Genomic DNA, 21,566 nt, shown 5'->3' on the forward strand with positions numbered 1-21,566 from the left:
AGGCGGCGGATGGCACGCGTTCCTGATGCGACGCCGATCAGGGCGCTGATCGTCGAGGACAACCGCGACATCTGCGGCAACATCGCCACGTACCTCGAAAAGCTCGGCTACGTGCTCGATTTCGCCCACGACGGCGTCACCGCCATGAACCTGGCGCTGACCCACCCGTTCGACGTCATCGTCCTGGACCTGATGATCCCGAGGATGGACGGCCTGACCTTCTGCCATCGGCTGCGGGCCGAGGCCGGGATCGAGACGCCCGTGCTCATGCTGACCGCGCGCGACACGCTCGACGACCGGCTCAAGGGCTTCGACGTGGGCGCCGACGACTACCTGGTCAAGCCGTTCGCCCTGCAGGAACTGCATGCGCGCATCCGCGCCCTGTACAAGCGCAGCCACCGCAATACCGACAAGCTGCTGACCGTGGCCGACCTCACCTTGAACCAGTCCACGCTGCAGGTGCACCGGGCGGGGCGCCGGGTCGAACTCAACCCCGCCGGCATCAAGCTGCTGCGACGGTTGATGGAAGAGTCCCCGTCGGTCGTCGATCGCGACGCGCTGGAAACGCTGCTGTGGGCCGACGAGCGGCCGGATAGCGATGCGCTGCGCTCGCACATGTACAAGCTGCGCCAGGCCATCGACCGGCCGTTCGACCGGCCGCTGATCCACACCATCCATCGCATCGGCTACCGGATCGCGGAGGACGCCCGGTAGTGTCGCGGCACAGCCTGCGCAAGCGTGTCGAGGTTGCGTTCGCGCTGTGCGTGGTCGGGCTCAGCGTGGCCTGGGGCTTCGCGTTCTACGGCGCCATCCGCTTCAGCGAAGACCGGGTGCTGGCCAACCAGCTTCAGCATGCCGCCGAGCGCTATCCCGACCTGTCGCTGAACCTGCGCGGATACGACGACGCAGGAAGCCTGCCGGAACCGCTCCGGGAATGGGCGGCGGCAGGCCCCGACGAGGGCACGTACGAGTTCGTGTCCGAGGAACTGCATGTGGCGGTCGTCCCGGCCGACAATGCCCAGGGGCGCGCATTCGTGGTGTTCGATGTCGCCGGGATCGAAGCAGCGTCGTCCGAAGACTGGTGGTGGCTGCTCGTCATCACCGGGGTCGTGGGCGTGCTCGGCGCCCTGGGCTTCGGGCTCGGGATGCTGGTGATGCGCCGGGCGGTGGCCCCGGTGGTGCAGCTGGCCGACGTGGTCGCGGGCATCGACCTGGAGCACCTGTCGGCAGGCGACCACAAGCTGATCGAGTCCGGCCGCTTCGGGCGCGACGAGGTGGGCCTGCTCGCCGGCACCATCGAGAAGACGCTCGAGCGCATCAGCGCCTTCGTCGTGCGCGAGCGCGACTTCACCGTCTCCGCCAGCCACGAGCTGCGCACGCCGATCACCGTGATCACCGGCGCAATCGAGCTGCTGGAGCAGGGCGACCTGTCCGATGAAGACGTCAAGGCGGTGGACCGGATCCGGCGCGCGACGGCCGAGATGAAGTCCACGATCGAGATGTTCCTGTGCATCGCGCGCGAAGCCGACGACGGGCAGTACGGCGAATGCTTCCTGGTGGCGCCGCTGGTGGACCGCGCGATCGACCAGCAGCGCTACCTGCTCAATGGCAAGGGCGTCGACGTCGACGTCCATGTCGAAAGCCACGCCACACCCGTCGTCCAGGGGCACCCGCAGGCGTTCCTGATCGCGGTCACCAACCTGGTCCGCAACGCGTTCGAGCACACGCCCGCCGGCCAGGGGCCGATCACGGTGCGCATCCGCGAACGCGACCTGCTGGTCACCAACCGGCGCAGCGGCGACGACGCCGGCGGGCCCACCCCGGACGGTGCCCCGGCGTCCAACGGCTACGGCCTGGGCCTCGGCATCGTGCAGCGGCTGTGCGAGCGCAACGGGTGGGAGTTCTCGCTGCAGGTGGACGAGGCGCGGGTGACGGCGTGTCTTTCCTGGTGAGCACCTGGGGAGGGGGATTGAATTGATCTGCAGGAAGCGAAGGGCGGCTCTCGACCCAAAACGGACTGAAAGGAACCTATGGACTCAGAGCGAATCAGTCGCGGAAGGGAACACCGGCAGTCCTGAAACAAAAGCGAATCATGTAATTACCAAAGCGCTGCTCTATCTCAGTAAGATTGTCGAAACCGCCGCCTGGTCGAAAGCTTGCGGGTATGCCGCTTCCCAACAGTTTGGCTCTAGCAAGGACACCCCCGGATACATTGAAGGCATTGCAATAAAAGCGCATCCGCAGTGTTTCCTCTAAGGGCAAGGCAGCGTAAGCAGTCTCATACTCTGCAATCTTCAGCCAAATCTTGTCGTATGGATGCAAGCTGTCAACGAACTTTGACAGACGTTGGTCCGTGAGGTTATGGATCAGATGGTTGTGTGCGAACTCATTTCGAATCTTTCTCAGGTTTGTGGCGTTAATTGCCTGTTCGTGCGTAATCCATCCGAGCCCAACGCAAACTAGAATCCTTTGTGAAAATGTTGATAACGGCCCATTAGACCCGAAATAGTCTTGCTGGGACTTGCTTGACTTCAGCGACCAATAGTTGGTTAGGCAACGTCGGAGCACATCTTCTAGGAACGATGCAGCCAAGACGCAAAAAGTCCTCGAATCACTGTCATGCAGAAAGTCAGTGAGTGATTCGGCCTCCGAAGCGATATTCGCCTCAATCTCGTTAGCTTTCCTTACTTCGACATAGCTATCCTTCAGGGTTTGCTCAAGAATTTCGACCGCCCTTGCCTGTAGAGAGAACGCTACGTTGTTGTCTGTTGCAAGCATAAAGAAGCTCGAGCGAGGCCTAGCCCATGTTAGTCCAATCTTGATCACCTTACGGGTGCGACAAGGCTTTCGTTGCTGGATCCAAGTGCGGCTCGATTGTCTCTCGCGCCGCGTCCTCCTCCCGCCGCTGGTGGATCCATTCCACCAGAGCCGTGGATTAGGGATATTTCACAGTTGACGCCGAAGGCTTGTTGTCGGACCGGCCATCGATCAGGACGATATTCTTGGCCTTGTCGATCTTCAGGTCTTGCATGATCTTCTTGACCCGCGTCCATTCACTGTCAGTGAAGTAGAGGATCACCGTGATGGACGACGACGTGTCGTTGGCCTTTTCGTAGACTTCCACTTGGTTCTGCAAGTTGGTTCTCAACTTGCTGTTACGCGCCAGCTTGAACTCCACCAGGGTTTTGTCCGCACTGCCTTCGGACACCTTGTAATCCACCGGTCCTCGACCGTTGTTGACCTCACGGTTGACGTCCATCCGGGAAGCGAACCAAGTTAGGCGGTAAAGAAGTTGGAGATGGGCTTCCTGTGTAATGGGCCTGTCGTTGATGTAAAAGATCCGCCATCCGTCCTTGTGCTCGATGACGTTTTTCAAGAAGTTGACCCGCGCCATACTCTCGGTGAACGAGTTTCCGCCGGTGTAGAAGGCGGTACCTTCCAGGTGCTCTCTGACCAACCTGGACACCTCGTCAACGAACTGTGCCTGAGTGTCGGCTACCTTTCTCTTGCTGGTCCGGTGCGCCTCGCTGGCGGCGTCTTCCTTGGCCCGGATGAAGTGATCAAGGAGGACCGGGAATTGCTCCACGGTCTGCGCCGCCAAGCGCTTTCGATCCTGGTCGGTCGCGCCCTCGGCCAAACGAGACATGAAGTAGGAGTCGATCTGGTTCCGCAACTGCTGATTCGGGATGGAGTTGTAGACATCTTCGATGCCATCCAGCAGGTCGCCGCGATTGATCCATGCCTCGTCTCTGGTCAGCATGTCCTTCGGCGTCAGGATCACGTAGTCGCCGTTGATAAAGGGCAGCTCGTAGCGGCCCGGAACCCAACGCTTGGCGTCTTGGTTAAAGGCTACGCGATTGACGCCCACAGTTCTCACAAACTCTGGCCGGAGGTGGTTCTTGGCGAAGGTCTGTGTGTATTCCAGCAGGAACTGCTTGATCAAGTTGGTGACGAAATCGCTGAGGTGATCCCGTCCTACGCCTTCGCTCAACAGGCAAAGCTTTTCCAAGTGGCTGCTCTTGGTGATTTTCTCTGCGCCAAAGTCGCGAAAGATGTGATGGAGGTTCTTATGCAGCGTGTTCGCGAACTTAGCCCCCAAGCCGCTGCCACTGTTGCCTGAACGGCTAAACCCAAGCCAGTTCTGCTTGACCTCGGCGAAGCGGAACCACTGATCGATATGCGCCTGCGTGAGCATGCCAGTGGCGGATACGTCGCGGAGAAACTTCAGGTAGTCAATGATCTGCTCATGCAAGCTTTGGTAGATCGCGTTCTTGCTGTCGAATAGGAGGAATGGATCGATGAAGAGCGGCAGGTCGTTGACCAACGATACGTTGAACGCGCCGTAGGCCTCCAAGGTCGCCTTGTCTACCTCGAAGAAGTCTGAGAAGTAGATTCCCACGCGCCCCGCCGGACTAGCTCGCATCACTCGACTACTCCTGTGGTCCAAGCTTCGATAGAAGAACTGGGGTCAGAGTGTAATTTCTGGGCACGTCACCGTGGCCACAGGCAGGCATTGCTACGTTGACTTAAAGCGGTGAGAGACTTTCTAGAGCCGACTAAGCCGCCAGCCGTCGCGCAACACCCTCCACTACGCTGCGGATCTGCTCCACCGTCGCGCCCTCTCCATGGTGCGACATCTCAAGCTGCCGAAGCGCGCGGGTCATGGCGACATAAAGCACGCGCACCTGTTGTTGCTTGCGGTCCGCATCATCGTCGGGGACCGCCAGCTCGCAGATCCCGGGAATGAACACCGTGTCGAACTCCAGCCCCTTGCTTGAGTGCATGGTCATCACCTTGACCGAAGCCGGGCCGTTGAACATGGCGCGCCGCTGGTCGTCCGAGGCCAGCAGTACGGGCGAGCCTCGCTTCTGCAGCTGTGTGGCAATCAGTCCGGCCAGCCGGTTGGAATGGCACAGCACGGCGAAGTCGTTGGGATTGGCGCCATTGTCGATCGCGTCCCGGATGCGGACCGCGATGATGTCGGCCTCGGCCCAGATGTTGCGTGCCCGCCACAGCTCGGGCATGGGGCCGCGACGGCCGGCGCTCTCGGGCGCAACGACCGGCACGTGGTCGTCATCGGCGTCCTGCCCGGTCAGCACTTCCTCGGCGAACGCCTTGGCGACCGCCAGCACTTCCATGGTGTTGCGATAGTTCAGGCGCAGGATGGTGGTGCGGCCCTGGGCTTGGATGCCGACGCTGGCAAAGGAGAACTTTCGCCGGGTGCCACTACCGTACAGCGTCTGCGCATCGTCGTAGAGCAGCAGCAGCGCGTTCGTCTCTGGGTCCACCATCTGCGCGACAAGCTGCAGCCATTCCGGCGCGAAGTCATGGCCTTCGTCGATCAGCACCGCCCCGTACTGCCCGCGCGGAATGGCCTTGGAGTCCACGCCGTCGATGACCGACTGCACCAGCATCTGGGCGTAAATCTCGGCGCTCTTCTGGAACGGGGGCTTGGGCAGCCCATAGGTCTTGAGCTGCTCGCCACACCATTCGTGGAAGTTGCGCACGGCCACCCGGTCCTGCACGCCGTGGCCCTGCATCAGGTGCTCGAGGCGGCTGGCCAGGGTCTTGTTGTAGCAGAGCACCAGCACCGGCTTGTGCTGCCGGCGGGCAAGCTCGACGCACCGGTAGCCGAGGATCATCGTTTTGCCGGAACCGGCCACACCGTGGATCACGCGGTGCCCGTCGCCCAGCGAGCGCGCTAGCAGCTCCTGCTGCAGGTCCATCACCCGGATGATGTCCGGAATCTCGACTGGCGCGGCCTCAGGCTGGCCTGGCGCCGGCAACAGGTCGCCTTGCACCTGGATGCGCAACTGCGGGAACAGGTGCCAGCGCACGCGCTCGATCTGCGGCAGGCTGAGCAGGCAGGCAAAGGGCATCAGGAACATGTCCCAGAGCCGCTTCTGGAACTCTTCCGCGTCCACGCCCTCGGTCATCTCGTCGCGACAGATCACGCTGCCCGGCGGCAGGAAGTGCTCCAGCTCCATCTGATCGAACTGGTTGCGGGTGATGTTGGCCAGCACCACGCCGAAGCCCCAGGGCATCAGCAGCTTGCCCGTGCGCTTGTCGCCAGGTGGGTGGCACAGGGCCGGATCGTCCTGCAGCAGGCGCACGATCTCCATCGCGTAGTCCCGCGCCTGGCGCAACGGGTTGGCCTGGGTCACGCGGCCGCGGTCTGTGTTGAGGATGGCCCGGTCCCGGTCCAGCTCCGCCAGCGTATCCGTCTTCCAGTCCTTGACCTCCAGCACCAGGAAGCCCCGCGACGGATGCAGAACGACGAAGTCCGGATGCCGGTAGTGCGGCCCGACCGGCACGTCGTACCAGCACAGGTACTCATCGTCGAGCTTGTCGTCCAGCCGCGACGAGAACCGGCGCTCCCCCGAAGTCATGCGCGACAGGCAGGTACTGCGGCTTGGAATCAGCGTGGCCATTGGATTCCCCAATCCCTGGAGCGCTGAGGCGGAAGCTACAGCAGAATCCACCGTGCCGTCGACTCCGGCACACAAGCCGCTTCGACGCTGGGGACCTTGTCGGCCTCTGGGCAGGAAGATGGGGTGCTGACGCACGGACAAGTTGAGCCGATAGTCGCGCTTACTGGCTCCGAACCAGCCAGTGTATTTCAGAAGCTTTATGCCTACGATGGACATGAAGCAGCGCCAGATCCAGTCACTTTGTCAGCAGTGACGACCGTACACGGACGCACTTTTGGTCCTTGGTAACCTGTAAGCCGGGAGCACAAGAATGGATGTGGCGGCGCAATATCTTAAGGACGCACAAGACCACTTTGCGGCGGCGGCTCCTCTGATTGGCCTAGATACGTTCCCGGAAGAGCAATGGAAAGCAGTGATCTTCTCTGCCATAGGCGCTGAGAAGCTGCTTAAGCATCTGCTCTGTCGCATCAATCCTTGCCTGGCGTTAAAGGCGGTGGATTTCGAGAACACGGTCATGACTTGGCATGCCGATAAGGTTATCAATCCGGGGAAGCTGGCTGACCTTAAAAAGAAGGCGAGCCCTGATGTAGTGACCTTCAAGATATCGGTTCAACGCGCCGCACACTTTTCGGCCGCTGTCGGTCAGTACGCACCGTTCCTGCATTGGCTGGCCGATCTGCGCGATATGGCGGCACATCGCCCTTGGGCCGAGGTCAACGAGGACCATGCCAGGATCGCATTGTGTCGAGACCTGTATGTGGCCATCGAGGCCATCGCTGGGAGCATCAGCACGGATGTCATCCATCTCTGGGGCTCCCATCGCTCGCGCCTGCAGGCCTTAAGCGCGGCCATGGCTGAGAAGTTAGATGTAAGCCTGCAGATGGCTAGGCTCCTAAAGCGGCACAGGGATGGCTGGATAGAGCGTTCAAAGGATCCGGCGGTGGTAAGTGCGGCGGAGAGGACCACCCACAACAGGCTGGCCAAAGAGCCCTACGTTGAGGAATGCAAATGTCCTGCCTGTGGCGGTATTGCCCTTGCCATTCTCAAACCCGATGTCGAATACAGCCACGACAAGAATGCAGAGGTGCCGGTCGTACATGTCGTTGGCGCATCCATTGTCGCGATTCAATGCTCGTTCTGTTTGCTGCGCCTGGAGAAGTACGACCAGCTTCAGCATGTCAACGCGAGCGCGCTGCTAGCACGAACTGATGACCTGACAGTGCCTTGAGAGCAACCCGGCATGCCGGCATCCAGCCCGGTCGACTTGCTATTTGGAAGGTCCGACCAGAGCGATCAGCCCTTCAAGCGCGCTTTCCACGGCTTCAGTCCTACTGGGCTCCTTCGCCACCGCCTTGACCAGTTGGCCGGCCAAGACCGAAATCCTTGTTTCAGCAGCCCTGCTCTCGCCTGTTTCGGCATATCGGCATAGAGCCTTCATCGGAGCGGTCAACCGCTTACGAGCTCCCTTCAGCACCTTGCTGATCTGGGGCTGGGGCACCCCCGTAAGCCGTTCTACGTCGCATTGGGTATGGCCGAATGCCTTCATCCGCTCCTTCAGTGCGGACGGCAGCCACGCCATGCGTGGGTCTATTCGGATGGGTCTTTCTGGCATATAAGTATACTTTATGGCATAATCGGCACCGTGCGGAAGCCTCTGGCTCGCCCCGCGAATCTCGGAGGACCTATGCAACGCGCCTATGTAATGCTCGATGCGATGTCCGTTAGCGTGGATCTGCCTGCAGCCGACGCCGAGGTGCTGCCAGGTGTGCCCTGGGGCTTGGTCGAAGCGTTTCCCACGCCTGCCTACTGGGCCTATCAAGTCCTGGTGCGACGAATCGAAGCTCGCCCGATCCGATATCGCATCGGTCAGACACTGCGCGAGGAAGTTGCCGCATGCTTACTGGGCGGTCACGGCATTCCTGCTCGTATCGGGCTGGTGACATTTGAGCACCTTCGGGCTAAGGGCGCCTTTGGTGAGCGAGCGCCCGATGAGGCCACGTTGTACGCTTGGTTATCCGAGCCTATCGCTGTTGATGGCCGCACAGTCCGATATCGGTTCGCTGCCCAGAAGGCGCGCTATCTAGCCGCCGCGCTGAACGCACTGTCCGACGCGCAGGTGCCTAGCCAGTCGGGCCGCACGTTGAGAGATTGGCTACTCAAGCTTCCCGGCATCGGATACAAGACCGCCTCTTGGGTCGCACGCAACTACCTGGATGCGGACGATGTCGCGATCTTGGATATCCATATCCTGCGAGCCGGCGTATTCGCACGATTTCTCGACTCAAACCTGACAGTCGAGCGGGATTACCTCAGACTTGAGGAGCAGTTCCTGTCCTTCAGTCACGCACTTGGCGTCCGTCCGTCCGAGCTCGACGCCGTAATCTGGTTGGACATGATGGCATCACCCGGCTCGGTCGCGCGCGCGATGGAGGCGCTGCCGGAAAGCAAGTTCAAGCGAACGCACGCGCCCTCAAACTCGCGCGCCAAACACCGCGACGCCAACACCCATCAGCTCGCCTTGCTCGGTTAACGCGCTGATCCATGGCTCACCAGTCACACCCAATAGGCAGAAGGGCATATCCAAGCCAGCAGCAACTAAGGCCAGCCCTGCCTGAAGAACACCTGCATCACGCCAGACAAGGCTTTCTGGATCATCGTACTTGGCAGCTGTCTTGCCAATCTCAGCCGCAAAGAACATCAGTCGGCCGTCCTGCCGAGGTACGACGTCCTCGCATGCCTGGATCAACGGCATCATTGAAGCGCCCAGTCCGTCCACAACGGCCAGCGCGTGCTCTTCAGGAAGGTAGACAGCCCAGCCGTGACCTGGGGCCAATTCCACCAGGATATGGATCGGATGGAGGGCGCCGGCCGAGGGCAATGGGCGCTGCGACACCCTGTACCCCATGGCGCAGTCGGTCGCACGCTGTGCCCGCGCCGCATGCCAAAGTAGGATGCTGATCGCCTCGATGCTCGGCTCCGCGAAGGAGCGCTCACTTCGGCGGCGCTCCAGCACTGCATCTAGCGTGGGCAGCGTTGTCCCGGCCCAATCGTCTAGTGATATGGTGGAGGCGATCGGCCAGCGGAGGGGCTTATAGCGCGCCGGCTCCTGGCGAGGACGAGGGCTACCGAGCCGTGTCCACATAGAAGCCAAGCTCTTTGAGCACGTCGAAGTATTTGTTGCATCCGCGGCATTGACCACACGGGACATCTGCCTTGTGGCAGCTGTGGGACCAGAGCAGGGCTGCACGGGGAATACCCGAGGCCTTTATTAGTTGAGCGGTCGTCATCTCGATGGCAGGCGCCTTGACCAACATCCCTCCCTCCTGATGCGAGAGCAGCCGGCTGATGTTGGTCACGAACTTGGCCGTGCCGTCCTTGTGCGCTACATCCGAGGCCACCGTACCGATCAACAGGCACTTCACATTAATTGCCATGGCGCGCATGGCCACCAGCGTGATCAGCAGCTGGTTGCGATACGGCCACCAATCCGTTGCCGGTGCTCGCTCATCGGCCTGCATGCCGGCCATGTCGCCTGAGCCGAATGGGCGAGCATCGATGGTGAGCACTTCATGCGGGATACGGAGCCGGGCACAGATGGCGGTGCTAGCTTCGATCTCGGCCTGCGCGGCCAGCTGACCATAGTTTACGGTGTAGGCCATATCTGGCTCGGCCCACCACGCGACCGCGTTTGAATCCATTCCTCCCGACAGCAGCAATGCTGTCTTCATAGCTTGGCCCCCACCCATGCAGTTTGGTAGATCGCGCTGACGAAATCGCTTCGGATGTAGCAGCCCGTGCCAACCATCATCTTGGACGCCTCTGCGCCTTCGGTCTCGGCATACACGATCACGGGCATGCCCATGCGTCTGGCATAACCGATCTCAAAAATGGTACCCGGATCCATGCCATCGCAGATGGCGAACATCAGATCACAGTCAGCGATGCCATCCAGATCCTGCTGCACAACCTCGTTGGCGGGGCCCACGCCTACGTCGTGGTAGGGCGAGAAGACGGTCAATCCCATGTTTCGCAGCACGTCTCGCGCCTGATCGACCATCCACAGCTGGCCGAGCGAGAAAAAGGGGCCGGCCAGATAAACACGGGGCGGCTTCACGCGTGACTTGAACCTGTCCGAGACCTCGACGGGGTCAGGGTGATAGCTGTCGAGCTGCCGCTGGTTCGGAAAGCCCCGATACTGGCAGTAGTAAGCCGTGGCCCGCGAGGCGCGGTCGGCCGCCTCGACGGGTTCTCGGCCTTCTTCCATCCACGCATAAGCGAAGTGGGCCACGAACTGATCGCCGGAACCGATCTTCCAGACAAATGGCGTCTCATAGGCGGGCACCTGATGCGCAGCGCCGCTGTGCCAGACCAATGCACCTTGCGGCCCCATCTTGATGACCACGACCTCGGCTGCCTCGTGCTCCGCCAACTGCTGCGCCAGCTCGGCCGGCTCAACGTCGGGTTGGTCCAATAGCCTGGCGGCTTCATCGCGATTGAGCACCAAAGCCAGATGATCGGCAGTTGAGCCGTTCTGACCAAAGCGCTCAATGCCTTCTGCATTCTGTGGATCAAACACCGCATACGTAGCCTTCACGACGGCGGTGGCATCGAGCATGCCAAACCGTATGATCTTTTCTGCTTCCAACTCAAGGTCTGCCAAATCCGCAATGCGGTGGATTACAGGACGTGCCAAGCCATGTAGGTAGAAGAAGGCCGGGCAGTGCGCAATGGCCGGCCCGGTAAGCTTGAGCTCATCAACCGCACTGAAGATCGCGCGGGCCTGATCGTCCAGGTGGCTGTGCAGGTGCACCCGGCCGCCCAGCTGGTGAATGGCCATCGCGGCACGGCCAGCCGAACCCACCACCTGATCCCAATCCGGACGCATGCAGCGCTCTCGGTAAACTCCGCCGACAATAGACAACATCATGCCCCGTCCTTGGTGAAGTCCTAGATGGCCTTGATACGAACTTGGACGTGGGCGTCGTTCTTGGTCAACACCGTAGCCTCATAGCGGGTGCCGCCTTCAATGCATTGCCGCAACTGCGTCGTCTGAGCAGACGCGATGCCACCTGCCTTGGCGCCATCGAACATCAGCGCAATGACGGACGTGCCGGCCTGCTGCTCCAGCTCGACCGAAAGCACGTCGCCGGGTCTGAGTTGCGTAATGACCTGCTCTTTAGGAGAGGCAATCGGCGTGTTGATAGTCAGCCGTTCGCAGGACACGGGCGGATCATTTACGAGCCGATCGTTAAAGGGATCTTTATCGATACCGGACATACACCACCTCCCTGGTTGGTCAGTTGGCTCAACCCGCCCTCGGGCGAGTCCACAGAGCGTACTCCAACCGGAAGTCCGCTGCTGACGGGCTTTGGGGACAGGTGCTGGCCTTAGGCAAGCTCAAATTGACCCCGGTGAGTCCTAAGGATTCGTAACCGTGATGCGGTGGGTAAGGTCAGCGCGGCCGCGGAATTTGGCCGCTCAGCGGACAGCTTGGTGAGGCGAATCACCCTCTCCAGCGCGCTCAATATCCTGGCGGCCAGAACTTCGCGCTGCCTGGACGGTACGGCCTTCAAGGGTGTGCGGAAAGAAAAATAGTCGCCGACTACGGGGGGGGCTTGGGGGCGCTTTTTTTTTTCGCCTACCGCTTCGGGACTGCGATGACCAGTTTGTCACGATGACGCGTTTAACCGCTATCGGATGGGGATCAGAGAACCGTAGGACTTCTCTGACTTCTTTTGAAGTGGCCGTGGAAGTGCGACGGAGAGCTGACGAACGCACCTTCTTGCGCTGTGGCTGCTGGCCCGAAGTGCTACATTTCATGAAGAGTCTCCCACGACAGAGAGCACAAGGGCATGCTGTTGCGACTGATCAACAGAATTCTCCGCTCGTGCCGAAGGCTTCGCCCCGCGCCATCTTCTCCGCTCGGATCAAGCAGGCCCGCGCCCTGCGGGGCATCCGGAGCCAGCGTGCGCTGGGGGCCCTGATGGGCCTCACGAAGAAGCGGGGCAGCAGCCGCATCAATCGTTACGAGACGCAGGCCAGCGGGGTGGACCTGGCGGGGCTCGCGCAGCTGGCGGACACCCTGAAGGTGCCAATGGCCTATCTGCTCGCGCAGGACGAGACGACAGCTGACATCGTGCTGGCGCTTTCGCAACTCTCGGCCAGGGAGCGCAAGGCACTGGCCCGGCAGCTGAAAGAACAGATCGCTGCAAAGAAGTAACAGCGGTGCGCTGGGCGCCCGCTCCCCAGGCTCACCGTTTCGCCTTCTCTTTCAGCTCGCTGGCGATCTTGCGCTGCTCAGCGGGCGGCATGCTCGCAACCGCGAGAATGACCTCCGCGAGCGCGTCGCTGTCTGCCAGCAGGTAGGCCAACGGCACGCCAAGCTCCTTGGCCAGCCGATCCGCAGTCGCGAAATCCGGCTCCGAGCTTCCCCGCTCGTATCTGGTGACTCTGCTGGACACGACGTCCTCCGACAGCCCGATCCTTCTGCCAAGCTCCCTCTGGGAGATGCCCAAGGCAAGGCGCGCCTTCCTGAGGCGTTTGGCGAACACGCTGCGGGGACTGAGAGGCGACATGAGTTGGCGATGCCGTTCCTGTGTCCCCAACAGGATGGCTTTGCTTGCCTCTGCCTGTATGCTACAGTAAATGTAGCGGGTGCTGAGGGTCTTGCGCGGCTCCTAAGCTGACGAGGGGGCGCATCGCTAGTGCATCCCATGCCGGTAAAGCGGAGGGCTCGTTGCGACCTAAATCGCTACATTAAATGTAGCAACAATAGGTGGGGCGCTTGCGAGAAGTTCGGGGAACAACAACCTGGGAAGCCAAGGAAACAGCATGAAGACCAGCAGTCTTTATGGCGCGATGGGCGTCGCTTTGTTCGCGAGTGTCGGCGGCACCGCAGGATCCGCAGCGGCGCAGCAACCGGTTAAAGAGCAGCAAGCTAGTGCGGTAACGGAAGACGAGAGGAGCGCTGAGGCGTCTCAGCCATCAACGGCGATCGAACTTGAGCAGATCACCGTCACCGGCACCCGCATCCGCGGCGGCACCTCGCCCTCGCCGGTGATCACCATCGGCGCCGAGCACATCCGCGAGGAGGGCTTCACCGACCTGGGCGAGGTGATCCGCAGCGTGCCGCAGAACTTCGGTGGCGGACAGAATCCCGAGGTTCCCAGCGCGAACCTGCTCGGGGCAGGGCTGGCCAACCAGAACCTGACCGGAGGCTCCGGCCTGAACCTGCGGGGCCTGGGGCCGGACGCGTCGCTGACACTGCTCAACGGGCGTCGCCTGGCCTACGACGGGTTTTCCCAGGCCATCGATATCGGCGCGATCCCGGTGGAAGCGGTGGACCGGGTGGAGATCGTGGCCGATGGTGCGTCCGCCATCTACGGCTCCGATGCCGTGGGCGGGGTGGCCAATGTCATCCTGCGCCGTGGGCTCGAAGGGGTGGCGGTCGGTACACGCTACGGAACAGCCACCGGCGGCGGATTGACCACGCGCAGCCATACCGTCACTGCCGGTGCCTCCTGGAGTTCGGGCGGGTTGCTTGCGACCTACAAGGACGAAACCGTCGACCCGATCTACGCCGATGAGCGCAGCTACACCGCACCGCTTGCCGCGCCCCGGACCATTTACTCGGCCAGCGACTTGCGGAGCAGCCTCGTCAGCGTGCACCAGCAGGCCGGCGAGTTCGCCGAGCTTCGCCTCGATGCGTTCAGGTCGACGCGCGGGCAGCACAACGAGTTCGTCCTCGCCGCGTTCGCCCCGTACTACCGCCTTGCGCCCGAGACCACGGTCGACTGGATCTCGCCCGGCATCGACCTCTTCCTGCCGCGGGACTGGACCCTGACCGTGGGCGGGGCGTGGGGCAGGAACGAAAGTGTTTCGTCGCAGTCCTTGATCGACCCTTCATCCGGAACGTCCACGCGCCTGTACAGCGAGTGCTATTGCAACGAGGGCCGGTCGTACGAGCTGGGCGTCGAAGGTCCGCTGTTTCATCTGCCCGGCGGCGAAGCGCGGCTGGCCGCGGGCGCTGGCCGCCGGACCAACCAGCTGCATGTGGACAACTATCTGGCGGACGTCAACGGACTTCCCAGCTACCAGGGCGCCGAGTCCAGCCGTTTCGCGTATGCCGAGGTGCAGTTACCGTGGATGGAGAATGCGGCCGGCTCGGGCAATCCGCAGCGTCTCGTGACGACGCTTGCGGCCCGCAGCGAGGACTACGACAGCTTCGGACGGGTCACGACCCCGCAGGTCGGCGTGATCTACGGCCCGAGTCCGGACGTCACCCTGAAAGCCAGCTGGGGCAGGTCCTTCAAGGCGCCCACGCTCTATCAGGGCTACTACTACGTGACGGCGCTGCTGTATCCGGCGGCGGCACTCGGCGGCGCCGGCTATCCCCCTGATGCGACGGCCATCTATCTCGTCGGCGGTGACCGGAACCTGAGCCCGGAGCGGGCGCGGACATGGACGGCGTCCCTCGCCTTCCATCCCCAGGCGCTACCGGGGCTCGAGACGGAGCTGACCTGGTTCGACATCGACTACGAAGATCGCGTGGTACAGCCGTTCGCGAACGCGGCCCAAGGGCTCAGCAACCCGGTGTACGCACCATTCGTCGACTACGCGCCGTCCGCCGGCGAGCAGGCCGGGGCCATCGGAAGTGCGGGCTCGTTCCTCAACTACTCGGGCGCGACGTACGATCCCGACAACGTGGTCGCGATCCTGCGTGGGCGTTTCGTCAACGTGAGCCGCCAGCGCGTCGAAGGCCTGGATCTGTCGGCGTCCTACCGGATCGACGCGGGCGCGGGTCGCCTGACGCTGCGCGGTTCGGCGACCTGGCTGGACAGCACTCAGCAGCTCGCGCCGGGTCAGGCCGACACGCGGCTCGCCGGCACCCTGTACAACCCGGCAAAGGTCAATGGCCGGCTCGGGATAGTCTGGAACCGCGGCAACTTCACTGCGTCGACCTTCGCCAACTACACGAGCGGCGTCGATGACACGGTGAACGACGAGCAAGGGGCGTCGTTCAGTACGTTCGATGCGACGCTGCGCTATGCCATCGATCGGAACCAGACTCATTGGCCAGGGTTCGAGATCGCACTCTCCGCGCAGAACCTGTTCAACCGAGCCCCACCGCTGCACACGCCGGCGCCACAGGTCTATGCGTTGCCGTACGACCCAACCAACTACTCGGCAGTCGGCCGCTTCCTGGCACTGTCGGCGTCGCTGAGGTGGTGAGCGTGGAGCGTTCCACATCGCCGTGGGCATGGAAGCGGGCATCCGTCCGGGTTCTCGTAGCTCCCGTGTTGCGGGGAATGAAGCTGTCGCTTGCCCTGGCCCTGACGGCGGTGGCCGTCGCGGGAACCCGCGATGCCGGGGCCATCCCGCCCCGTCGGCTTGTCGAGGTTGCCGACCTCAGCAGTCCGGTCATCTCGCCGGATGGTCGACACGTTGCCTTCCGCGTCGAGCAGGCCAACATCGAACGCGACACGATCGTCACGACCTGGTACGTCCAGGAGGTGGACGGTGCGGCACCCCCATTGCGTGTGTCTGATGGGGGCTTCGCAATGCACGCCTTCCATGGGCTGTCTTCCCCCGAAGCGGCGGTCTGGTCTTCAGATGGGCGCTGGATCTACTACCGGGCCATGGTCGATGGCCGGATCGATGTCTGGCGCGCGGCGGCGGACGGCTCGGCCGCTGAAGCGGTAACGGGAAGTTCCGCGGACGTACGGGATTTCTCCCTGGACGGGGATGGCCGCACGCTGCTCTACAGCGTGGGACCCACTCGGGAAGCAGTCGCTGCCGCGGAACGAGCCCAGTACGAGCAGGGCGTTCTCCTCGACAAGTCCGTCCCGATCGGACAACCGCTGTTCCGCTCGGGGTTCATCGAGGGGCGACCGGCGACGCAGCGTTACCGCGGTGGTAGGGAACTCGAACGGGTAGGCCTGCTGGCCGACGTCAAAGATCGGTGGCTCGCACTCGACATGGCGACCGGACAGAAGCGCGAGCTTCTGTCTGCCGCCCGCCAGAAGGCCGCATCGGAGCCCGTGCCCGGGAAGGAGCGCGGGGCGTGGAAGTGGGCCGTCGATCGTCAGCGCGGCCGGACTGCGATGCTGGTTCGAAGCGGCGATGGCCAGGGCCTGTACGTGCAGCCGCACTCCGAGCTGACGGTCCTGCTGGACCCGGAAGGGCGGAAGTCGATGACATGCCAGGCCGGCGAATGCCACAACAAGCCGATCACCGACATCCAGTGGCGGCCCGGCGGCGACGAACTTCTGTTCACCGTGACGGACCGCGATGCGGGCTCGCGCCAGTCGATCTTCCGATGGAACGTCGAGACCGGCACGGTGGTTCCGGTCGTTCAGGCGAACGGGCTGGTCAATGGCGGACGTGACCCCCTGAGCGCCTGCGGTGTTTCGGCGCACGTGATGGTTTGTGTGGCTGCGGAGGCGGACCGGCCGCCATACCTCGAGCGCATCGACATTGAGACCGGCGAGCGGCGGGCCCTGTTTGAGCCGAATGCCGCGCTGGCCATTGATATCGCGGCAACGACGCCCGCACGACGGCTTCGCTGGACCGATGGGAACGGTCAGGCATTCAGCGGCTACTTCTTCCCGGCGCGTCGTGGAAGCGGTGTCGCTCCTCCACTGTTCGTGAACTACTACCAGTGCTCCGGCTTCGTGCGCGGCGGCACAGGCGACGAGTGGCCGCTGGTGTCGCTGGCTGCGCAAGGCATCGCGGCACTCTGCATCAACTACGCCCCTCTGCCGCTCGACGCGGTGGACCGTTACAACCAGGGACTGTCGGCGGTCAGCAGCGCGATCGAGTTGCTGGCATCAGCGGGCGAGATCGATCGCTCGCGGGTGGGGATGGGCGGCCTCAGCCTGGGGGCGGAAGTCACGCTGTGGACCCTAGCCAACTCCGATCTGCTGACGGCGGCGTCGGTGAGCTCTCCGGCCCACACGCCGCTCACCTACGAACTGCGCCGCCTCTACGACGACACGTTCTTCCCTGCGCTGCGGACGTACTGGCAACTGCAGGCGCCAGATGCCACGCCGGAGCGCTGGCGAACGCTGTCGCCCGTATTCAACCTGGACAAGATGCAGGCACCGATCATCATGCAGCTCCCGGAACAGGAGTACCTGCAGGCGCTGGACTACGCGGTTCCGTTGATCGAGGCTGGATTCTCCGAACTCTACGTGTTCCCGGACGAAGCCCACTTCAAGTTCATGCCGAAGCACAGGTTGGCGGTCTATCAACGGAACCTGGACTGGTTCAAGTTCTGGCTGCTGGACCAGGAAGACCCGGATAGATCACAGCGGGAGCAGTTCATGCGGTGGCGCCAGATGAAGGCGAAAAAAATCGCAGGCCTGCCATGACCCGGTCCCGGGTGGAGGTCAGGACTGATGGCGGATCCAGTTCTCCACCATGCACAGGTCCAGTATCTCCATGAACACCCGGTCGCGCATGGGAAGGTCCTCGCGGTCCATGAACCGGCTCAACGCGCTGGAGTTCAGCAGGCGCTGTTCGTTGAGACGGCCGGAAAGCAGGAACTGGCGAATCTCCTTCCTGTGGCGCTGGTAGAAAGCGCCCAGGTACGCGACGAAGTTGCCTTTGCTCCTGCGGTTGAGGATCTCCAGCGGCAGCACATCCGAGAAGGCGGCGCGGGCGACCGCACGATTCTTGCCGCCGGCAATCCACATCCAGGATGGTGTTCTGAGGCAGGTCTCGACGACGGGCTGTGCCAGCAGTGGCATGCGCAGCCACCGATCGGCACCGCGCGGCGCCATGTCCCGGTAGATCTGGGTATCCGTCAGGCCGAAGACCCGCTCCCGGTCTCCCGGCAATGCGTCAGCGGGTGCAAGGAACCACGGGTGGGGTTCGGGCGCGCTCGCAACAGCAGAAGGATGGACGAACGTGCGTTGCGCGGACCTCGGCTGCTTTGGGGGAAGCAGCAGTTTCCGGATCGTCAGCCATCCGGCCGTCCAGAGCGTGCACTGGTGCAGGGCGGCGAGATCCCGAACCGCTGCCGCTCCGGCGGAAAGCCCCTGCGCGAGGAGGGCATCCGTGGCGGGGGCGGCATTGGTCAAATAGCTGAATACCGTGTCGCCCCCGGACCCAGAGTAGTAGCTCGCGACATCGTGCTCGGCCCCGGCAGGCCCCATCACGTTGTCGATCGCGTACTGAAGGCAGCCGATCCGTGGAGAGACGGTGCTCGATTCCAGATCGAAGCAGAAATGCGCACGCTCGAAGTCGAGAACCTTCGTCTGCAGTTCGACGCCGAGCGCTTCGGCAATGAGGCCTGCGTACTGCCGCTCGTCGGCACCTGGTACCGGCGTGACGAGCGTACAGCACACGACGCGGGCATTCGATTCCTGCAAGCAGGCTGCCACGATCGATGAGTCGAGCCCACCCGACATCTCCAGCAGGATCGACTGATCCACCTCGGCCAAGGCGGTAATGACGGAGGTGACCGCTCGCCGCAGTTCGGAGGTGGCGTCGTTCGGATTGGTGTAGCGGTTCCAACGGGAGACGAACTCCCATGGAGACCAGCTTTGCTCGGTCGAGATCCCGGCATCGGTCAAGCTGAGGCTGTACCCGGGCAACAGTTCGCTGATGCCCTCCAGAGCGGTCCTTTGTGCCTTCTGGTATGGGTACGTCGCCGACCGCGCGATGTACTCCCAATCGATCCGCTTCCTGTACAGGCCAGCTTTCACCGCGAGTCCGACATCCGAGGTGATGAAACCACCTTCGGCGGAGAGCGAGTAGATGCAGGGCATGCCTCCGGAGGGGTCCCGGGTGATGGTCCATCCCGAGTCAACAGAACCAGAGGGTTGAAGCACGATGTACTCGCCCCAGCAACGTTCGGTCAGGAACATGCGCAGCCGACTGCCGGGGACAAACGTGGCCAATGCTGCGCTGTCCGTGACTCGCGAACCGCCCCTCCAGAACAGGTGGCCGACGACCACGCTGCCATCCGGGAGTTGGAGAACCGGAGTCTCTGCACCTGCGAACAGTTCGATCTCGCGTGCCGTGAGATCGCGCGGCACGCCCATCACTTCGAGGGATGCGCGGATGGCGGAACGGTCCTGGCTTTGTCGGCCATTGCCGATCAGCGCGAGATAGCGATATCCCATCACACGACTCGTATCGGGGTGTGGGCTGTGACATTGCCGACGGAGTCGCTTAGAACGAGATCTCCAGCCTGCACCCAGGCATGTGCGGCGAATGGGTTGCCGGCGACCCCGAAGACGACATTTGCGTGCAAGCCGCGTCTGGCCAAGAACCTGGCCATCGCTATGGCGTCGGGAAGGCAGCGCGGAACGATGGGCACGTACACCCGGGCGAGGTTGAACTCACGTGCGATGTGGAAGAAGCGCTCGACGTCGGCCCGTGTTGCCGGGCTGAGAGTGGGCGGCGCTTTACGGCTTCGATAGGCGGAGAGCCCACGAAGAACGTCGCTGAGATTGCGGGTCGCTAGCTGCCAGTGCGTCCGGCAGACGATCGCGAGAACCTCCAGGTGGGTTGCGGCGGAAGGCCTCTCGGTTGAGAACGCCTGCTCCATCGCGCTGCGGACCGGCGCCGCGACGCGAGGTGGCGTCGGGGGGTGGCTGTTGGTCGGGTCGCATTCGAGGACACCCTTGTCAACGAGTGGAAGAACGCCGGTCTCATCGCCGGTCTCGATATACCTGGCGAGCGCACGTTCCAGCGTCGTCGACAGACGGAAGTACTGGTCCTTGCGCGTGTCCAGGAAGATGAAATGCCCGTCGTACTGGCAGCAAGACACGTCGGGGCCGAACTGAAAGGGCATGTCCCTGCCTCCGGAAGTAGTGGAGGCGCATCTGGACATGCGCCTCCACTGTTCGGGATCTGCAAACTTACTCCTCCGAGATCCCCACGCCGATGGGCGTTCCGTTGCCTTCGCCGGCCACGCCCGGGCCGTGCGTATCGGTGCTTGCGGTTCCGAGCACGATGAAGTCATCGTTCGCGGCGGCCTGCCGGGCGGTCTGGTTGTTGCTGTCCATGGTCATCTCCTTCGTCTGCGTCATGGCGAATCCATGACCACTGCAGCGTAGGAGCCGGATTTCCTGATCTTCAAATGATTCTTGTTTGATCAATTCTTGATCATCCGCAACTGTGACATCCGTTGCGGATCCCCCGGCTACGGACACGCCGCCCAGGCTAGTGCCGATGCTCGCGCCGTCGCTTGAGCGTCACCGTGATGCACGGCACCAGCTGCTTGCGGCGCTCGTGGTAGTCGTGCAACGCCACGCGCAGGCGGGGGAGATCGCGCGTGCGCCAGTGCCGCTGCAGCGCGGCGAGTTCCTCGACCTCGTCTTCGACCAATCCCCGCTTGGCCTTGCGGATCGGGGCGAGCTGGTCGTTGGTCCGGCGCACGGCCTTGGACAGGCGGGTGTGCAGGGTGGCATCGGCGATGGCATCGAACAGCTGCCAGGTCGCCTCTGCCAGGTCGTCGTCGTTCGAGGCGATCTCGGGCTGCCGGAGGCCGCCCGGAATCCGGCCGACGACGCCGACATCGCATGCCATCAGCAGCAGGCGCTGCATCCAGTCGTAGGTGTCGCGCAGCTCGATCTCGACCGGCAGCGGCAGGTACGCGCCGCCCCGGGCGTGGTGCTCGAGGATGCCCTCGCCGACCAGCCGCTCCAGCGCCAACCGCACCGGCATGGCGCTGGTGTCGAACTCGGCGGCCAGCGTGGCCGGGTCGATCCGGTCTCCCGGCAGGTAGTGGCCCGAACGCAGTGCCTGCCGGATCCGCTCCTGCAACTGCACGCTCTTGGTGTGGAATGCGCTCATGGCGGAACTCCGTATCCGCGAATGGCAGTGATTCAACCTGCTGTCTTTGGCGATCCGATGCCGGATGCGGTTCAATCTTTCCGCATGTGGCGTGGTGTGTCCAGTCTGCAGGCACGATTGCTCGCCATGAAGCGCGACTTCGAGCTCTCCCGGGCTGGAGCTGCGACCGCTGCCGGTCCCATACGGGGATGTACCGCTGGCAACCTGGGCAGCGTCGGCAGCGCCGTCCGCATAGCAAAGGGCGAAGCGCTGAAGCTGCGGCGGCTGCGCCACCCGCGCGTAACCAGTCAGCACCGCCCCGGCCACCGTCCCCATCCATGTCGACCC

The 21,566-nt window shown here is 62.8% G+C and carries 20 protein-coding genes; 7 read left to right on the forward strand and 13 right to left on the reverse strand.

The annotated features are described in order from the left end of the window. Positions 1-36 precede the first annotated feature (36 nt). On the forward strand, positions 37-714 hold the full coding sequence (locus JMO03_RS17515; RefSeq protein ID WP_202845235.1) for a response regulator: 678 nt from the start codon (positions 37-39) through the stop codon (positions 712-714). Then, positions 714-1,952, forward strand: coding sequence for a histidine kinase dimerization/phospho-acceptor domain-containing protein (locus tag JMO03_RS21550; protein ID WP_202845036.1), 1,239 nt, complete (start codon positions 714-716; stop codon positions 1,950-1,952). The genes JMO03_RS17515 and JMO03_RS21550 overlap by 1 nt, the downstream gene beginning before the upstream one ends. Before the next feature lie 94 nt (positions 1,953-2,046). Here JMO03_RS21550 and JMO03_RS17525 read toward each other — a convergent pair whose 3' ends face one another. The 3 genes from JMO03_RS17525 to JMO03_RS17535 all read right to left on the reverse strand — a co-directional run bounded on the left by JMO03_RS17525 (position 2,047) and on the right by JMO03_RS17535 (position 6,389). Next, positions 2,047-2,778 carry a hypothetical protein gene (locus tag JMO03_RS17525; RefSeq protein WP_202845037.1) on the reverse strand — a complete coding sequence of 244 codons (732 nt, stop codon included), beginning with the start codon at positions 2,776-2,778 and terminating at the stop codon, positions 2,047-2,049. Positions 2,779-2,935: 157 nt separating this feature from the next. Then, positions 2,936-4,399, reverse strand: coding sequence for a hypothetical protein (locus JMO03_RS17530; RefSeq protein ID WP_202845038.1), 1,464 nt, complete (start codon positions 4,397-4,399; stop codon positions 2,936-2,938). A gap of 157 nt (positions 4,400-4,556) precedes the next feature. After that, positions 4,557-6,389 (reverse strand): DEAD/DEAH box helicase, encoded by a 1,833-nt coding sequence (locus tag JMO03_RS17535; protein WP_202845236.1) that lies wholly within the window; start codon positions 6,387-6,389, stop codon positions 4,557-4,559. 352 nt (positions 6,390-6,741) lie between these two features. Here JMO03_RS17535 and JMO03_RS17540 point away from each other — a divergent pair, with 352 nt between their 5' ends. Next, on the forward strand, positions 6,742-7,659 hold the full coding sequence (locus JMO03_RS17540) for a hypothetical protein (RefSeq protein WP_202845039.1): 918 nt from the start codon (positions 6,742-6,744) through the stop codon (positions 7,657-7,659). A gap of 39 nt (positions 7,660-7,698) precedes the next feature. Here the strand turns inward: JMO03_RS17540 and JMO03_RS17545 are convergent, their stop codons facing one another. Then, complete coding sequence (locus JMO03_RS17545) at positions 7,699-8,010, reverse strand: helix-turn-helix domain-containing protein (protein WP_202845040.1); 312 nt, start codon at positions 8,008-8,010, stop codon at positions 7,699-7,701. 105 nt (positions 8,011-8,115) lie between these two features. Here JMO03_RS17545 and JMO03_RS17550 point away from each other — a divergent pair, with 105 nt between their 5' ends. Further along, complete coding sequence (locus JMO03_RS17550; protein ID WP_202845041.1) at positions 8,116-8,961, forward strand: 8-oxoguanine DNA glycosylase; 846 nt, start codon at positions 8,116-8,118, stop codon at positions 8,959-8,961. Here the strand turns inward: JMO03_RS17550 and JMO03_RS17555 are convergent. From JMO03_RS17555 to JMO03_RS17570, 4 genes are all read right to left on the reverse strand, one after another. Further along, complete coding sequence (locus tag JMO03_RS17555) at positions 8,902-9,444, reverse strand: nitroreductase family protein (protein WP_202845042.1); 543 nt, start codon at positions 9,442-9,444, stop codon at positions 8,902-8,904. The genes JMO03_RS17550 and JMO03_RS17555 overlap by 60 nt on opposite strands. Before the next feature lie 109 nt (positions 9,445-9,553). Next, on the reverse strand, positions 9,554-10,159 hold the full coding sequence (locus tag JMO03_RS17560) for a 7-cyano-7-deazaguanine synthase (RefSeq protein WP_202845043.1): 606 nt from the start codon (positions 10,157-10,159) through the stop codon (positions 9,554-9,556). Further along, on the reverse strand, positions 10,156-11,358 hold the full coding sequence (locus JMO03_RS17565; protein WP_238346296.1) for a PfkB family carbohydrate kinase: 1,203 nt from the start codon (positions 11,356-11,358) through the stop codon (positions 10,156-10,158). Before JMO03_RS17565 ends, JMO03_RS17560 begins: the two co-directional genes overlap by 4 nt. 20 nt (positions 11,359-11,378) lie before the next feature. Continuing rightward, complete coding sequence (locus JMO03_RS17570) at positions 11,379-11,708, reverse strand: hypothetical protein (RefSeq protein WP_202845044.1); 330 nt, start codon at positions 11,706-11,708, stop codon at positions 11,379-11,381. 634 nt (positions 11,709-12,342) lie between these two features. Here JMO03_RS17570 and JMO03_RS17575 point away from each other — a divergent pair. Further along, positions 12,343-12,651 carry a transcriptional regulator gene (locus JMO03_RS17575; protein WP_202845238.1) on the forward strand — a complete coding sequence of 103 codons (309 nt, stop codon included), beginning with the start codon at positions 12,343-12,345 and terminating at the stop codon, positions 12,649-12,651. A gap of 31 nt (positions 12,652-12,682) precedes the next feature. Here JMO03_RS17575 and JMO03_RS17580 read toward each other — a convergent pair whose 3' ends face one another. Next, the gene (locus tag JMO03_RS17580; protein ID WP_202845045.1) at positions 12,683-12,982 is read right to left on the reverse strand and encodes a helix-turn-helix domain-containing protein; all 300 of its coding nucleotides are present in this window, start codon (positions 12,980-12,982) and stop codon (positions 12,683-12,685) included. A 280-nt stretch (positions 12,983-13,262) separates the two neighbouring features. On the opposite strand from JMO03_RS17580, the gene JMO03_RS17585 reads away from it, so the two are divergent. Together JMO03_RS17585 and JMO03_RS17590 are read left to right on the forward strand one after the other, a co-directional pair. Beyond that, positions 13,263-15,662 carry a TonB-dependent receptor plug domain-containing protein gene (locus JMO03_RS17585; protein WP_202845046.1) on the forward strand — a complete coding sequence of 800 codons (2,400 nt, stop codon included), beginning with the start codon at positions 13,263-13,265 and terminating at the stop codon, positions 15,660-15,662. 77 nt (positions 15,663-15,739) lie between these two features. Next, complete coding sequence (locus JMO03_RS17590) at positions 15,740-17,803, forward strand: Atxe2 family lasso peptide isopeptidase (protein WP_202845047.1); 2,064 nt, start codon at positions 15,740-15,742, stop codon at positions 17,801-17,803. 18 nt (positions 17,804-17,821) lie between these two features. Here JMO03_RS17590 and JMO03_RS17595 read toward each other — a convergent pair whose 3' ends face one another. The 4 genes from JMO03_RS17595 to JMO03_RS17610 form a co-directional block, all read right to left on the reverse strand. After that, positions 17,822-19,561: an asparagine synthase-related protein gene (locus JMO03_RS17595; RefSeq protein WP_202845048.1), complete on the reverse strand. Its 1,740-nt coding sequence runs from the start codon at positions 19,559-19,561 to the stop codon at positions 17,822-17,824. Further along, entirely contained in the window at positions 19,561-20,235 is a 675-nt protein-coding gene (locus tag JMO03_RS17600; RefSeq protein WP_202845049.1) for a lasso peptide biosynthesis B2 protein, read from the reverse strand. Before JMO03_RS17600 ends, JMO03_RS17595 begins: the two co-directional genes overlap by 1 nt. A 67-nt stretch (positions 20,236-20,302) precedes the next feature. Next, a complete protein-coding gene (locus JMO03_RS17605; protein ID WP_202845050.1) occupies positions 20,303-20,449 on the reverse strand; it encodes a hypothetical protein in 147 nt (48 codons plus the stop codon). Between the two features lie 157 nt (positions 20,450-20,606). Continuing rightward, positions 20,607-21,239, reverse strand: a complete 633-nt coding sequence (locus tag JMO03_RS17610; RefSeq protein WP_202845051.1) for a GntR family transcriptional regulator — start codon at positions 21,237-21,239, stop codon at positions 20,607-20,609. Positions 21,240-21,566: the final 327 nt, after the last annotated feature.

This window comes from Luteimonas saliphila, assembly GCF_016774335.1.
Lineage (GTDB): Bacteria > Pseudomonadota > Gammaproteobacteria > Xanthomonadales > Xanthomonadaceae > Luteimonas > Luteimonas saliphila.